Source organism: Streptomyces sp. NPDC022910 (assembly GCF_055561075.1).
Map to the genome: position 1 here is coordinate 1 of NZ_JBVHHL010000028.1, position 14,613 is coordinate 14,613.

At 69.7% G+C, this 14,613-nt stretch carries 16 protein-coding genes and 2 pseudogenes; 13 read left to right on the top strand and 5 right to left on the bottom strand.

Going from position 1 to position 14,613, the window contains the following annotated elements:
- Positions 1–83 precede the first annotated feature (83 nt).
- Positions 84–629, bottom strand: coding sequence for a hypothetical protein (locus tag ACZ3TS_RS24750; RefSeq protein ID WP_467621637.1), 546 nt, complete (start codon positions 627–629; stop codon positions 84–86).
- A gap of 217 nt (positions 630–846) precedes the next feature.
- Positions 847–1,632 carry an SDR family NAD(P)-dependent oxidoreductase gene (locus ACZ3TS_RS24755; protein ID WP_467621640.1) on the bottom strand — a complete coding sequence of 262 codons (786 nt, stop codon included), beginning with the start codon at positions 1,630–1,632 and terminating at the stop codon, positions 847–849.
- A 308-nt stretch (positions 1,633–1,940) separates the two neighbouring features.
- Here ACZ3TS_RS24755 and ACZ3TS_RS24760 point away from each other — a divergent pair, with 308 nt between their 5' ends.
- Entirely contained in the window at positions 1,941–2,981 is a 1,041-nt protein-coding gene (locus ACZ3TS_RS24760) for a C40 family peptidase (protein WP_467621643.1), read from the top strand.
- A 477-nt stretch (positions 2,982–3,458) separates the two neighbouring features.
- The gene (locus ACZ3TS_RS24765; protein ID WP_467621645.1) at positions 3,459–4,250 is read left to right on the top strand and encodes a CAP domain-containing protein; all 792 of its coding nucleotides are present in this window, start codon (positions 3,459–3,461) and stop codon (positions 4,248–4,250) included.
- Between the two features lie 242 nt (positions 4,251–4,492).
- Here ACZ3TS_RS24765 and ACZ3TS_RS24770 read toward each other — a convergent pair whose 3' ends face one another.
- Positions 4,493–4,735: a hypothetical protein gene (locus ACZ3TS_RS24770; RefSeq protein ID WP_467621648.1), complete on the bottom strand. Its 243-nt coding sequence runs from the start codon at positions 4,733–4,735 to the stop codon at positions 4,493–4,495.
- Between the two features lie 529 nt (positions 4,736–5,264).
- Here ACZ3TS_RS24770 and ACZ3TS_RS24775 point away from each other — a divergent pair.
- Positions 5,265–7,079 carry an ABC transporter ATP-binding protein gene (locus ACZ3TS_RS24775; RefSeq protein WP_467621651.1) on the top strand — a complete coding sequence of 605 codons (1,815 nt, stop codon included), beginning with the start codon at positions 5,265–5,267 and terminating at the stop codon, positions 7,077–7,079.
- 102 nt (positions 7,080–7,181) lie between these two features.
- Here ACZ3TS_RS24775 and ACZ3TS_RS24780 read toward each other — a convergent pair whose 3' ends face one another.
- Positions 7,182–7,400 (bottom strand): hypothetical protein, encoded by a 219-nt coding sequence (locus ACZ3TS_RS24780; protein WP_467621654.1) that lies wholly within the window; start codon positions 7,398–7,400, stop codon positions 7,182–7,184.
- A 143-nt stretch (positions 7,401–7,543) separates the two neighbouring features.
- Here ACZ3TS_RS24780 and ACZ3TS_RS24785 point away from each other — a divergent pair, with 143 nt between their 5' ends.
- From ACZ3TS_RS24785 to ACZ3TS_RS24830, 10 genes and pseudogenes are all read left to right on the top strand, one after another.
- Complete coding sequence (locus tag ACZ3TS_RS24785) at positions 7,544–7,855, top strand: hypothetical protein (RefSeq protein WP_467621656.1); 312 nt, start codon at positions 7,544–7,546, stop codon at positions 7,853–7,855.
- A 56-nt stretch (positions 7,856–7,911) separates the two neighbouring features.
- The gene (locus ACZ3TS_RS24790; RefSeq protein WP_467621658.1) at positions 7,912–8,106 is read left to right on the top strand and encodes a hypothetical protein; all 195 of its coding nucleotides are present in this window, start codon (positions 7,912–7,914) and stop codon (positions 8,104–8,106) included.
- 260 nt (positions 8,107–8,366) lie between these two features.
- Positions 8,367–8,558 (top strand): hypothetical protein, encoded by a 192-nt coding sequence (locus ACZ3TS_RS24795; RefSeq protein ID WP_467621660.1) that lies wholly within the window; start codon positions 8,367–8,369, stop codon positions 8,556–8,558.
- A 135-nt stretch (positions 8,559–8,693) separates the two neighbouring features.
- Complete coding sequence (locus ACZ3TS_RS24800) at positions 8,694–9,437, top strand: TetR/AcrR family transcriptional regulator (RefSeq protein ID WP_467621662.1); 744 nt, start codon at positions 8,694–8,696, stop codon at positions 9,435–9,437.
- Positions 9,438–9,644: 207 nt separating this feature from the next.
- A complete protein-coding gene (locus ACZ3TS_RS24805; protein ID WP_467621664.1) occupies positions 9,645–9,839 on the top strand; it encodes a ferredoxin in 195 nt (64 codons plus the stop codon).
- On the top strand, positions 9,806–11,041 hold the full coding sequence (locus ACZ3TS_RS24810) for an NAD(P)/FAD-dependent oxidoreductase (RefSeq protein ID WP_467621877.1): 1,236 nt from the start codon (positions 9,806–9,808) through the stop codon (positions 11,039–11,041). The genes ACZ3TS_RS24805 and ACZ3TS_RS24810 overlap by 34 nt, the downstream gene beginning before the upstream one ends.
- The gene (locus ACZ3TS_RS24815) at positions 11,038–12,273 is read left to right on the top strand and encodes an NAD(P)-binding domain-containing protein (RefSeq protein ID WP_467621666.1); all 1,236 of its coding nucleotides are present in this window, start codon (positions 11,038–11,040) and stop codon (positions 12,271–12,273) included. The genes ACZ3TS_RS24810 and ACZ3TS_RS24815 overlap by 4 nt, the downstream gene beginning before the upstream one ends.
- Positions 12,270–13,484, top strand: coding sequence for a cytochrome P450 (locus ACZ3TS_RS24820; RefSeq protein WP_467621667.1), 1,215 nt, complete (start codon positions 12,270–12,272; stop codon positions 13,482–13,484). Before ACZ3TS_RS24815 ends, ACZ3TS_RS24820 begins: the two co-directional genes overlap by 4 nt.
- A 63-nt stretch (positions 13,485–13,547) precedes the next feature.
- Positions 13,548–13,913 (top strand): annotated as a pseudogene (locus ACZ3TS_RS24825) (AMP-binding protein); the annotation flags it as partial.
- A 52-nt stretch (positions 13,914–13,965) separates the two neighbouring features.
- Positions 13,966–14,058, top strand: a pseudogene (locus tag ACZ3TS_RS24830) (hypothetical protein); the annotation flags it as partial.
- A 187-nt stretch (positions 14,059–14,245) separates the two neighbouring features.
- Here the strand turns inward: ACZ3TS_RS24830 and ACZ3TS_RS24835 are convergent.
- On the bottom strand, positions 14,246–14,464 hold the full coding sequence (locus ACZ3TS_RS24835; protein ID WP_467621899.1) for a hypothetical protein: 219 nt from the start codon (positions 14,462–14,464) through the stop codon (positions 14,246–14,248).
- Between the last annotated feature and the right edge of the window lie 149 nt (positions 14,465–14,613).

Sequence of the window (14,613 nt, forward strand, 5' to 3'; positions counted from 1 at the left end):
GCCGCCGGGATCTGGCACAACAACAAGATCGGTGCACCGGTCACCCGGTCGCTGATCGCCTACGACCACTGATCACATCGGAACTACTCGTCTAGGCCCCAGACCCCGCCGAGCGTGAACGGGTTGTCGGAGCAGCCGCCGGGGTATTTCGAGGTGCCGGGGGCATCCGGCCGGATACGGCCCGCGCGGTTGTTCGGGCAGAACGACTGCGTGGTGTCGGCCACCTTCTTGCCCGACTGATCACTGATGCTGATGGTGAGGAAGTCCGGCAGACCCGAGAAGTCCTTCAGCAGGCCCTTCGGCAGGACCTTGCTCCGGGTCTTGTTGCCGGAGTGGATGATCTGGGACGCGACAACGGGGTCGTCGTAGGACTTGCGCGTCACCTTGAACTCGAGCGGACCCCCGTCCACGGCGACATAGGTACCGAGGTCCAGGTAGACCCCGGGTTCACCCTCCCAACGGTCAAGGGTCACCGAGGAGGAGGCGGCGATCAGTCTGAGTTTCGGTGTCCCCGAGGGGGCGGCAGCGTTCGCGCCGGGCGCGACGAGGGTTGCGGCGGCTCCGACAGTGAGGGCCGCGGCGGCTATGAACGCCGAACGCGTTAAGGCGTGCGAGTGAGGTCTGGTCATCGGTTCCTCGTTCCGCGTGTTCCGGAGCACCTGTGCGCGCCTTGCTCTCGTCACAGGCGACTCTTGTGTGTCACCTGTGAAAAGGGTGAGAAGACCATCGAGGTTGCCTGCCTTCTCGAAGTCGCCACGAATGTCCACTAGTCACCGATATCGGCTCTGCGGCCGGCGACGCGGCGTCCCGGGGAGTCCGGTCTGGCCCAGCCGCCGCGCCCTCCCTTCACCGCTTCTCCGTGCCCGGAACCCGGCCGCCGGGGCGCGCCAACCCGCGGATCGACAGTCCGCTGTCGGCCGTGACCATGGTTCCGGTCATCGCGGCCGACTGCGACGGCGATGCGAGCAGGGTGAAGATCCCGCTGTACGCGTCGACGTCCGGTACCTCCTGCAAGGGCAGCACCTCCCGGGTGCCCTCCAGGACCGAGTCCGCGGCCGTCTGACCGAGGGACGTCGTTCCGCGCAGCCGGGTCGGCGCCACTCCCGGTGCCACACCGTTGACCCGGACGTCCGGTGCGAGTTCGTACGCGAGCTGCCGCACGAGCCCCTGCACGGCGTGCTTGGACGCCGTGTACAGCACACCGCCGCCCGCGGCGTTGGAGCTTGCGAACGAGCCGGTCAGGATGATGGATCCGCGGGACTTCACGAGGTCGTCGACCACGGCCCGTACGCCGAGCATCGGTGCGAGCACGTTCACCCCGAACAGCTCGTGGAAGGCGTCGGTCAGCCGTTCCCCCGGGATCTCCTCCAGTGGCCTGACCGCGTCCGTGATGCCCGCGTTGCCGACGAAGACGTCGATACGCCCCCAGGTCTGCCTGGCGGCCGCGGCCGCACGGACGTTGCCCTCCCAGGACCGTACGTCCGTGACCACCGGGACTACTGTGTCCCCGAGTTCCTCGCCCAGTTGCTCGACGGTGTCGGCCACGTCCACTGCCACCACGCGTGCGCCTTCGGCGACATAGCGGGTGACGACCGCCCGCCCGATACCGGATCCGGCGCCGGTGAACACCACACGAGTGCGCCGTACGCCCCAAGGGCGACGTACGCGCCAAGTGCCAACCTCGGCCGGTGATGCCGTAATTGGGTCGGTCTTCACGCAACGCACCGTCAAGTTGGCATCACCGCACGTGATTTCAGCGCAAGTGATCCACGCGGCGACAGAGAATTCCCATGCAAAGATTTGAACTAATCACAAGAGAATCACTAGGGTCGGGCTTCGAACCTCCGCACGGGTGATCACTCACAAGGGTGGGTGACGGTGGAGGGGCACCGCCCGCCGGCGTGTCGGTAGGCGGCTGGAGGAAGAAGGAGCTCGCCCCCGTGGCGTCCCACCGTCGACCCAAGCAGCCGAGCCGCGCACGTGTGACCGTGCTCACCACTGCCGCCGCAGCAGCCGTGGCCATCAGCGCGCAGGCCGCCAACGCCGCCCCCGCCGCGAAGCCGAGCAAGGACGAGGTCAAGTCCAAGGTCGACAACCTCTACGAAGAGGCGGAGAAGGCCACCGAGAAGTACAACGGGGCCAAGGAGAAGCAGGACAAGCTCCAGAAGGAGATCTCCACCCTGCAGGACAAGGTCGCCCGCGGCCAGGAGGAGCTCAACCAGCTGCGCGACGGCATCGGCACGATGGCCAGCGCCCAGTACCGCACCGGCAGCATCGACCCTTCCCTCCAGCTCTTCCTCTCCTCGAACCCGGACGACTACCTCGACAAGGCGTCCACCCTCGACCAGTTGAGCAGCCAGCAGGTCGAGGCGCTGAAGAAGATCCAGGAGAAGCAGCGCGAGCTGGCCCAGGAGCGGCAGGAAGCCACCGACAAGCTCAAGGACCTCGCCACCACCCGGACCGAACTCGGCAAGAAGAAGAAGGAAGTCCAGGCCAAGCTCGCCGAGGCGCAGAAGCTCCTCAACAGCCTCACCGCCCAGGAGCGTGCGGCTCTCCAGGCCGAGCAGAGCCGCGCCAGCCGGGACAGCGCGCGCACCGCCCTCAGCGGCTCCGCCAGCGCCGCCTCCGGCCGGGCCGCCGCGGCCTTCTCCGCCGCCCAGAGCAAGATCGGATCGCCCTACGTCTATGGCGCCTCCGGCCCCTCCTCCTTCGACTGCTCCGGTCTGACCTCCTGGGCCTACGCCCAGGCCGGCGTCTCCATACCGCGCACCTCCGAGGCGCAGGCCAACGCCGGCACCCGCATCTACTCGGCGAGCGACCTCAAGGTCGGCGACCTCGTCTTCTTCTTCAACGACCTTCACCACGTGGGTCTTTACGCGGGCAACAGCCAGATCCTGCACGCCCCGCGCACCGGCACGGTCGTCCGGTACGAGTCGATGGGCACGATCGGCGGACCGTTCATGTTCGGCGTCCGCGTCTGACCGGCTCCCCATCGGGACGGGGCTTACGGCTGCGGGATCACCGCCCTGCTCGCCCGTAGAACCGGAAGCTACGGTTTCGTGACATCCGTCACATCAACTTCAAGGGCTGAGCATGCTGAATAGTAGATGCGGCTCTGGCGACATATGGGATTTGTCCGGCTTGGTGCAGCCGCATATCGCACCATGCGCGACGGCATTCCATCCGCTCTGCCATGTGACCCGTCCCTTGAATCCGAAAGGCTCCTGACGGGCCAACAGAATTCCGCCAAGGCCCGCAGGAGCCGGACCAGCACGCCTCGACGCCCACTGCAAGAGCCATCCCGGCCTACGAGGCAAGGTAGTAGAAGAGCCCTTTGCGCTCCATGTGAAGCCGTCCTGAGAATGACGAACCGCACGACGTCTCCGCAGTTCAGGAGCGGAGTCCGCGCAGAGCAAGCCGCACCAGGGGCGCTCGGCGACTACCGAGTGAGGTCACGCATGGGGAAGCATCGCAAAGAGACGCATTACCGGCGGATAGTCATCGCTGCCGTCGCCGTGGGCGCCGTGGGCGTGCCGTCCGTTGCCTTGGCCTGTTCCGACTGGGGGGACAGCGGAGGAAAACAGTTCTCCAGCGCCGAGAAGAACGTGGCCAAGCACAGTTGGAACAACGCGGGCTGGAACGGCGGCTGGAACGACAACGAGCCCACTGCGACAGCATCGAAGACACCGACCGTCACTGCGAGCACCCCGAAGACCACCGCGCCGAAGCCCAGGACCCCCTCGCCTTCCAGCACGACGAAGACCACGGCCCCCAAGCCCAGGACCACCCCGTCCCACAGCACTCCGAAGGCCACCACCTCCGCATCCGCGGCCCCCACGTCGCCGAGCACCCCGAAGCCCGTCGCCACGGCGTCCGGAACCGCCGCTCGCATCGTGCAACTCGTCAACGCCGAGCGCAGCAAGGTCGGTTGCTCGCCCGTGACCCTGAACGCGACCCTGACGAAGGTCGCACAGGCACACAGCGAGGACATGGCGGCCCACCGGAACATGTCGCACACCGGGTCCGACGGCTCCTCCCCGGGCGACCGGATCACGAGTGCCGGCTACAACTGGAGCACCTACGGCGAGAACGTCGCCTACGGTTACGCCACTCCCGAGCAGGTCATGGCGGGCTGGATGTCGAGCCCCGGCCACAAGGCCAATATCCTCGACTGCTCGTTCAAGGAGATCGGCGTCGGTCTCGCCCAGCCCAACGACTACTGGACCCAGGACTTCGGAACTGCCCGGTAGGCGAGAGCAGGGCAACGGGTTCTCGGCACACCCCTGCGCCGGCGGCTGCCCTGCCTGCTCAGCTTCGCCCTGACACAGGCCCGGGGCGAGGTCGAGTCCGCCATCGCCGACTCCGACGAGCGGCGGGGCAGCGTCCTGGCGGCCGGCGTCCGTCAGCGCAAGGGCAAGGCCTTCTTCCTCGCCCTGGGACTGCGCTTCGGCCAGGCGGGCAGCTCCGGGCTGGTCCAGACGTCCCTCGTCGGTTACATCGCCACCGATCTCGCCGTCGGCCGGTCCGTGCCCACGGACGCGATCGTGTACGGCTCGCTGCTGGGCTTCGCCACCGTGCCGGTGATCGGTCCACTCGGCGACCGCTTCGGGAGACAGCCGCTTGGCGCCGCGCCGCCTGGCTCAGCGCCCTGGGCGACGATCCGTCCGGGCGCCGCGTCCTGGCCGAACTCACCGCGCGCGGCGTCGACGTGAGCGGTGTCGAGTCCGACTCGCACCGGCCGACCGGGGTCTACTTCAGGATCCGGGTCCTGACCGAACCCGTACGCACTACTACCACGGGGGATCCGCAGCCACCGGGATGGGCCCGGCCGCACACAGGACTTCACCGACTCACTGCGCGCCGCGCCGTTGGCCTGGCGGCTGGGGCGCCCGGTGGAGCCCAGCCAGAGCCGTCTGCAAAAGGGACGGGAGAGTGCTCGCGCACGGAAGCCGGTCAGCCGACGGCCAGCCGCGCCCCTGAGCCCCCCGGCCGGGCCACCGGGATGCCACAGCGGGCTGTCCACGCGGCCGACCGAGAAAAACGCATGGACTCCGCGGGCGCCGCCGCGCGACACTGCGGTTCCTTGCCCCCTCGTACTCGTGAAGCGTCGCCAGAGCCGCGTGGGGGCTCCGTCGTCATGCCCTCACGCCGGAGCTCACCCCGAGCGAAGGCGCACTCGAACCGAAGCTCCGCGCGGCTGGTGGAACATCGGCATCTGCTCACAGAAGCATGCGACGCGCTGCCGTACACGACACGGGGTTGGAATGGGATTGATCGGATCACGCGAGGGTCGGCCGGGCAAGGGCTCGGTGCTCCTCGCACTTCGTTACTACGGACGGGAGTTGGCCCGGCTCCGGCGTCTGACGGTGCCCGCGATGCTGCTGCCGGCGCTGGGCAACATCGGCATCAACTACATCGCGCCGCTGGTCATCGGGAAGCTCGTCGGCCGGATCGCCGGCGACGGCAGTATCGCCCTCGGCTCGACGCTGCCCTACGTCCTCGGCTTCGCCTGCGTACTGCTGCTGGCCGAGACGCTGTGGCGCATCGGCCTGCACTGCCTGAACCGCCTCGACGCCCTCGGTATCGAGCACCTCTACGTGATCGGCATGGACGAGCTGTTCGCGAAGGACGCCGCGTTCTTCCACGACAACTTCGCCGGGTCGCTGACCAAGCGGGTCCTTAGCTTCGCCTCCCGCTTCGAGGAGTTCGTCGACACGCTGACGTTCTCGGTCGTGGGCAGCTTCGTGCCGCTGGTGTTCGGGGCGGTCGTACTGTGGCAGTACGAACCGCTGCTCGTCGTCGGACTCTTGGCGATGATCGCACTGACGGCGCTGTGCGTGGTGCCCCTCATCCGGCGCCGCCAGTCGCTCGTCGACCAACGTGAGGAGGCGATCGCCCGGGTGTCGGGCCACGTAGCCGACAGCCTGATGAACATGGACACGGTCCAGGCGTTCGCCGCCGAGGAACGCGAGGCCGCCGAGCACCGGTCCCGCGTCGCCGAGTCGCGGCGGCTCATGCTGAGGTCCTGGGACTACGGCAACCTGCGCATCGACACACTGGTCGCGCCGATGTCCGTGCTGACCAACGCGCTGGGCCTGCTGCTCGCCGTCACGCTCGGCGGGGGCAGCCACGGCGTCGAGGCCGTCGTGGTCGCCTTCACTTACTACAGCAACGCCACGCGGATCATGTTCGAGTTCAACCAGATCTATCGCCGCCTGGAGAGCTCGATGACAGAGGCCGCGCAGTTCACCGAACTGCTGCTGACGCCACCGACCGTGCTCGACCCGGCGTCGCCGGAGCCGCTGCTGCGCAAGGCCGCCGACGTCCGCTTCGAGCAAGTGACCTTTGCCCACGCAGGCGCGGAGCCGCTCTTCGAGGGCCTCGACCTGGCTGTCCCCAGTGGCGCGAAGATCGGTCTTGTGGGCAGGTCCGGCGGGGGCAAGACGACGCTCACCCGGCTGCTGCTGCGGGTGGCTGACATCGACGCCGGACGGATCCTGATCGGCGGTCAGGACATCAGCAGGCTGCGCCAGGCAGACCTGCGCAGCCTGATGGCCTACGTTCCGCAGGACCCGGCGATGTTCCACCGCACGCTGCGGGACAACATCGCGTTCGCCCGGCCGGACGCCACCGACGCCGAGATCCGACGCGCAGCCGAGGCGGCGCACGTCACGGAGTTCGCCGACGCGCTGCCGGACGGCTTCAACACCATGGTGGGCGAGCGCGGCGTCAAGCTGTCCGGCGGACAGCGCCAGCGGGTCGCTCTCGCCAGGGCGCTCCTGCGCGACGCGCCCATCCTGCTGCTCGACGAGGCGACCAGCGCCCTGGACTCCGAGAGCGAGGTCCTCGTCCAGGAAGCGCTGTGGCGGCTCATGGAGGGGCGGACAGCGCTCGTGGTGGCGCATCGGCTGAGCACGGTCGCCAACATGGACCGGCTCGTCGTCCTCGACCGCGGGCGGATCATCGAACAGGGAACGCACCAGGAACTGCTCGCATCGGACGGGGCCTACGCGAAGCTGTGGCAGCACCAGTCGGGCGGCTTCCTCGACGAGACCCCCGCGGCGGCGGACCTGCACTGAACGCGAACCCGTCGGTGCGTCCCTGAGCCCGCCAGGGGCCCAGTCAGCAAGCGGACTCCCGGCACGGCGGGAAACGCGGTGCCGGGAGTGGGAGGAGCTTGCTCAGCGTGTGCGGAATCCCGCTGTGCCGAAGTCCGCCCCGGCTGACGTGCGGAGGGTTCCGACCGTCTTCAGCACCCGGTCGGCCGGTTCCCGTAGCCCGGGATGGGCCACGACCGTCACGACGTGGCGGCATGCGTTGCCCAGGGGGCCGCCACCGCACCGGGCGACCAGTAGGCAGCGACCGATGAGGTAGGCGGCCTCGCCGTGGTATCCGGGCAAGACTTCGCCCTGCTCCTGCACGGCGCCTCTTCCAATGCCTGACCGCACTCGCCCACCGCGGCGATCCCGTCGATGCAGTCACCGTACTGTGGGAGGCCCAGCACCGCGGCCTCCTCGCGAAGGTCATCGCCCCGGCCGACCTCATGGGCCTCGTCTCGACACCGGTCGGCTCCCCCGAGTACTGGGGCGAGAAGATCCTTGAGCGCGCCCTGCTCGCCCGCGCCCATGGCGTCGCTCAGCGGATCCAGGCGTTCACCGACGACCCGGCCAACACTCCCCACCAGCTCATCACCGGCAGCCGCCGCACCCTGGCCGACCTGACCGCTTTGCGCGCCCGCTGGCAGCGCACCGCCCCGAACACACCGCCGACGCCGCGTGCACCACGTACGCCGGCCATCCCCCGGGCCGGGCCGCCGCCACGCGCCACCGCTGCCGCGGCCCGAACCACCCGCTAGTCACAGCCCCCGCTCCGGTCGGCTACGCGCCGACCGGGCCGGCGAATCGAGCCCGCATGCCGCACCCCGCCCTCAACGCCCACGCCCGCTTCGACAAGCACCCCGAACACCCGAGCCCCGTCACCGCCGCCATCACCGGTTCCGGCCCCTACACGGCCCGCGCCCTGATCGGGCAGGTGCGCGAAGACGGTCCCCCATTGGGCGTGCACGGCCCTGAACGCCATCGACCCCCTGACTCTCTTGGCAAGTAGGCCAGGGTGAGCGGCTGTCCCAGGCCGGATGATCGCTCGATGCCGACCCGGTCGATCACCAGCTCACTGGCGCTGAGAAAACCCAGCAACTCGGACGAGCCGCTGGCCGACTCGCTACGGTCCGCCTTCGAGGCGGCATTGCTGCACAACGAGCGCGCCCCGTACGCCCGCCAGTTCATCGCCGCCGTTCTGGAGGACGCGGCGCTGCACGCAGTCTGGCTGCAGGTGGTCCACGGGCCGACCGCGACTTGGCGGGCGCCTTGGCGGCCCGCACCGGACACGAGCCCTCCTCGCCGCAGGCCGGCCTGGCGGCGGCCTGCGTGGCCGCCGCGCTGCGGATCGCCCTCGAGACCCGGACCCGCAGCGACGCCGACGTCGATCGCCTGGAGGTCGCCGACGGGCACATCCGGCTGTTGGTGGACGGCGGACTGGCGCAGAGCAGGACCGGGTAGAGCCGTAAGCAGCGATGCGAGCGCAGGGTTCACGGGGGGACGAGGCACGGTGGAAGCAGCCGGGCAGCTCGCACCGACGTGTCCGAATCCGATGTTTCGCCTGGTTAGGCTGTGGCCAGAGAGAAAGGGCAACTGATGGCGACACGGTCAGCGGATACCGGGGCGGGAAGCGGACGGACGCGCAACCGGCGCGGCCAGGGCGAGCAGCTACGCCGGGAGATCGTGGCCGCGGTCCAACATCTGCTTGCAGAGTGGGGCAGCGCCGACAAGCTGACCATGCGCGCGGTCGCCAAAGAGGTGGGGATCTCGGCTCCGAGTATCTACCTGCACTTCGCCGACAAGACCGAACTGGTGTGGGCAGCCCTGGCAGACAGATACGACGAGCTCGTCGCGCAGATGGCCGCCGCCGATGAGGCCGGCGGCACGGACCCCCGAGACCGGCTGCAGGCACAGGCGCACGCCTATTGCCTGTTTGCGATGAGCAACCCCGGCCAGTACCGGCTCATGTTCGAAGTGCGTCAGCCGACGGTCGAGGTATCGAGGATCAGTGGCCACCCGGCCCGCCACGTCTCGGCCAGTCTCCGCGCCGGATTCCGAAGATGCCAGGAGGCCGGGTACGCACTGTCCCTGCCGGTCGAGCAGGCGGCGCAGACACTGTGGGCCGGACTGCACGGCATGGCGGCGCTCCACCACAGCATGTTCCGTGACGAGTCGACGGAAGCCCTGACACTGCATTTGGCAGACGGGCTGGTCAACTCGCTTGTCGCCGGTACGCCGGGCGCCTCGCCACCCTTCCCGTCAGCCCCCGCGGAGACCGCCGCCTCGCGCCACATCAAAGCCCTCCTGTCGGGCCCGAAGCAGGGGGACGGGCAGCCGTAGGCCAGGGGCCCCTTCGGGCTCCGCGCGGTTGTCATGAACACATAAAAACACCTGTGCGCCGGCTCACACGAGGCCGTTTGCCGCCCTCCCGCCTCAGGAGTACAGTCGCTTCTGAACTTAGTTAGGTTACTGAGGCAACGGCTTCAACGGGTTCTTGGTGCCTGACCCGCGTCGCCCCTCAAAGGGGCTTGACGGAGGTAGATCCCCATGCAGATTTCCATCGACTTCGACAAGTGCTGCGGTGCCGGCCAGTGCGTGCTGGCCGCGCCGGACGTCTTCGACCAGCGGGACGAGGACGGCATCGTGATCCTGCTCGACTCCAACCCGCCGGCCGAGCAGTACGAGAACGTGCGTCAGGCCGCCGCGGTCTGCCCGGCGGCCGCGATCGCGGTGCAGCAGTGAGCACCGGAACCCCTTCCCGGATCGCCGTCGTCGGCGCCTCGGCGGCCGGCCTGAGTGTCGTGGAGGGACTGCGACGCGAGGGCTACACAGGCCGGGTGACGCTCATCGGCGAGGAAGCGCATCTCCCCTACGACCGGCCACCGCTGTCCAAGCAGCTGCTGTCCGGCGAGTGGGACACCGACCGCCTGCAGCTGCGCGCCCCCGAGGCCGTCGAAGCACTCGATCTGGACCTGCAGCTGGGCTCGCGTGCCGTCGCTCTGGACACGCGCAAGAGCGAGGTCGCCCTGGCCGACGGCAGCCGTGTCGGCTACGACGCCCTCGTGGTGGCCACGGGCACCCGGGCCCGCCGCCTGCGCGGTACCGAAGGGATAAGCGGGGTGCACGTCCTGCGCACCCTGGAGGACGCCCTGGCCCTGCGCGAGGACCTGGCCGCGAAGCCGCACCTGGTGGTGGTCGGCGGCGGCTTCGTCGGCGCCGAGGCCGCCGCCGTGGCCCGCGGCCTTGGCTGCGAGGTCACCCTGGTCACCGACACCGCCCAGCCCATGGGTGACGCTCTCGGCGACGACCTGGGAGCCATGCTCCGCGCCGTCCACGCCGAGCATGGCGTACGCATCGAGACCGGTGTCCTGGTCGACCAGGTCCTCACGGCCGACGGACGGGCCACCGGGGTCCGTCTCGTCGACGGCCGCACCATCGCCGCGGACGCCGTCCTGGTCGGCATCGGCGCGCAGCCCAACGTGGAATGGCTCGCCGGAAGCGGCGTCCCGGTCGGCAACGGGGTGGAGTGCGACGCCAGGCTCTACGCCGGCTCCGGGGTCTGGGCAGCCGGCGACGTCGCCGCGTGGCCGCACCCGCGCACCGGTGAGCCGGTACGCATCGAGCACCGCACGAACGCCGCCGAGCAGGGCCTGGCCGTCGCCCGCAACATCCTGGCCGGGCCGGAGCACGCGACCCCCTTCGAAACGGTCCCGTACGTCTGGTCCGACCAGTACGACCTGAAGATCCAGATCTACGGCCGCACCCGCGGCGCCGACGAGGTGCGCATCGTCGAGGGCAGCCTCGCCGAGCGCAAGCTGGTCGCCCTCTACGGCAAGGACGGCCGGGTCTGCGCCGCAGTCGGCATCAACATGGTGCGGGCCCTGCGGGGCTACCGCGCCCAGGTGACCGAAGCGGCCGAATTCAACGCGAGGAGCGCGGCATGACGAACAGTCAGGACCTCCGGGCCGGCGTGGTCGGCCTTGGCATGATCGGCGGCGGCGTCGCCGTCAGCATGGCCCGCAGCGGCCGCGTTCCGGCGGTCTACGACATCCGCCCGGACGCCTCGGCGAACCTGGCCGGCGTCCCGGACCCGCTGGGCTCCCCCGCCGCGGTGGCCAAGGCCAGCGACGTGGTGATGGTCGCCGTCGTCAACGCCGACCAGGCCCGGGAGGTGATCGGCGGTGAGCACGGTCTGCTGTCGGCCGCGCACCCGGGGCTGACCATCGTCCTGCAGGCCACCGTTGCCCTGCCGGTCGTCCACGAACTGGGGGCCCTTTGCGCCCAGCACGACGTGGGCTTCCTCGACTGCGGGGTGACCCCCGGCGACAAGGCCGCCGAGAACGGCATGGTCGCCATCCTCGGCGGAGACCAGTCCACCGTGGACGCCGCGCTGCCCGTGCTGGACGCATGGGCCAAGAAAGTCGTGCACTGCGGCCCGCTCGGCGCCGGCATGGCCACCAAGATCGCCCGCAATGTCATCACCTACGGCAGCTGGCGCACAGTGTCCGAGGCCGCCGCGCTGGCCCGCGCCGCGGGTGTGGATCCGGCCCGGCTGGCCGAGGTGATCGACACCGCGGACCCCGAGGGCCGCACCCTGCTGCAGCTGCTGCGCATGCACGGCCCCGACGGCGCCCTGCCCGGGACCGTCGGCCGGCAGATCGAACCGCTGATGACCAAGGACCTCGACGCCGCCCGCGACCTGGCCGCCACGCTCGGCGTCGACGTCCCACTCGTCGAGGTTGCCCGCACCCGGGCCCGGCATACGCTCGAACTGGGCGAGCAGCCCACCCGGGCGAAGGGCGACCTGCACCAGTACGGCCTGGAGATGATGGACCAGGTCTACGGCCCCGGCTTCAGCACCATGGTCCAGGGCAGCAGCGACCCCTTCACCGACGAGACAGTCGAATACCTCTTCGCCCAGGTCTGGGGTCGCGAGGGCCTGTCCGTACGCGACCGCCGACTGCTCACCCTCGGCGTCGCCGCCACCGTCGGCCGCCCGGAACTGATCCAGATCATCGCCAACGGCGGCCTGGTCAACAACGAGCTGACCCCTGACCAGCTCCGTGAGGCCGCACTCCACCTGGCCGTCTACACCGGCTGGTGCAAGGCCACCGCCACCCACGCGGGCATCACCGCCGCCATCGACGCCAACTCCCCCCACCAGGAGCAGAAATGACCGAGGCACTCATCGACCAGCCCGTCACCCGCGACCCCGCCAATCCCCTCGACCCACCCGCGGAGTTCACGCAGCTGCGCGAGGACCAGCCCATCGTCAAGGTGCGCTTCCCCAACGGCTCGACCGGCTGGCTGGTCACCCGCTTCGAGGAAGGGAGCCAGGTCTTCAACCACCCCCGGATGAGCGCGAAGCGTCCGCGCCACGACACCCCCGAGGGTGAGGTCGCCGAGGCCGGCGAGCCCGCGCCGTTCGACGCGGGCTTCGTGATGATGGACGAGCCCGAGCACGGCGCCTACCGGCGGCTGCTCACCGCCCGCTTCACCCCCAAGGCCGTACAGAACAAGCTCCAGCCCTACATCGACAAGATCGTCGACGAGCACCTGGACGCCATCGCCGCCGGGCCCGAGACCTTCGACTTCGTCCAGGCCATGGCGCTGCCCATCCCGTGTCTGGTGATCTGCGAGCTGCTCGGCGTTCCCTACGAGGACCGCGACGGCTTCCACGAGGCCACCGTCGACCTGATGGACATGGGCAAGAGCCGCGAGGAACGCGACAAGGGCGCCCACTGGCTGATCGACTACATCACCAACCTGGTCGCCGACAAGCGCCGCACCGGCGCCACCGACGGCATCCTCGCCGAGCTGATCAACAAGGCCGAGGGCGAGGACGCGATGCTGACCGAACGGCAGCTCATCGGCCTCGGCGTGCTGCTGCTGTTCGCCGGGCACGACACCACGGCCGCCATGATGGGCCTGTCCACGCTCACCATGCTCACCCACGACGAGCAGCGCAAGGACCTGGTTGAGCACCCGGAGAAGATCGGCAGCGCCGTCGAGGAACTCATGCGCTACCTGACCATCGTCCAGTTCGGCCTGGGCCGGGTGGCCAAGGAGGACCTGGAGATCGGCGGCGCCCTGATCAAGAAGGGCGACCTCGTGGTGGTCGCCATGAACGCCGCCAACCGCGACCCCCGCGCCTTCCAGGACCCCGACACCCTGGACATCGACCGCAAGATGGCCCGCCACATGGGCTTCGGCTACGGCGTCCACGCCTGCCTCGGCCAGAACGTCGCCCGAGCCGAGCTGAAGACCGTCCTGCCCAAGCTCTTCCAGCGCTTCCCCAACCTGCGCCTCGCCACCCCGCTGGAAGAGGTCCCCATGGACTTCACCGGCACCAACTACGGCGTCCGCAAGCTCATGGTCACCCGCTGACCCTCCGCCACCCCCGATGACCCGTCGGACGGGACCGGCCCCACCCCTACCGACCCCAAGGGGGTCAAGCACCGGGACAGCGCCATCATGGCGGCGTCGCGCACCGTGGACGACGCGCTGCGACTCGGACCCGACGACACGGTCAGCTTCCTCATACCGGTCGCCCACATCGCGGGGCCCGTGCACTTCATGTCCTCGCTGCGCACGGGGGCGACGCTGGTCATCGGCGAGACGTTCGACCCCGCCCGGGACATCGAGCGGCAGCGCAAGCACCGCACCACGTATGTCGGCTCGGGGGTGCCCTTCATCCGCGCCTACCTCGCCCACCATCGGGTCCATCCCGAGCAGACCCCGCTGTTTCCCGACGCCAAGGCGTACCTGAGCGGGGGGACGTCCAAGTCGGCGGCACTGCACCGGGAGGTGAAGCAGGAGCTGGGCGGGCGCGGGCATCCTGGCGGGCTACGGACTCACCGAGTGCCCCATGCTCTCCTGGGGGTCGGTGGGCGACGACGACGACCGGCTGGCAGGCACGGACGGCCGGCCAGGTAGGGGCGTCGAGGTCCTCGTCACCACGCCCGACGGGCGGCGGGCTGGGCCGGGCGAGGAAGGCGAAGTGTGGGTTCGTGGGCCGCAGTACCCGCCGCCACCCTACCGTGACGGACGGTCAGACGTCCGGAACCGGCTGCGGCGGACACTGCGGCGTCCGGTATTGCCCCTATGTCGCCGGGGTTGTCGAACTGGGCGACGATCATGTCGGACCATCAGCGGAAGCTCGTCTCGTCCTCGCGCGGCACGCCGAGGAGCCAGCAGATCACCGTCATCGGGAAGGGATACGCGAACTCGTCGACCAGGTCGGCCGTGTCCTTGCCCCGGAGCCCGTCGATGAGCTCGGAGACGATGGCGGTGATCTCGTCCCGCATGCCGCTGACCCGGTCGGGGCTGTGCGGAGGCCCGAACGGCCGCATCGTGATGCGGCGCATCCGGTCGGGCTCCGGCGGGTCAAGCAGGGGGAAGGTCGGCGGCAGGTCCGGGTCCTCCTGGGACGCCGTCAGGTCGTCGGTCCGGCCGAGGATGGACCTGAGGGATCGGAACTGAGCCGCCCGTCCTGCAGCAGGCTGCGGTGCATCAC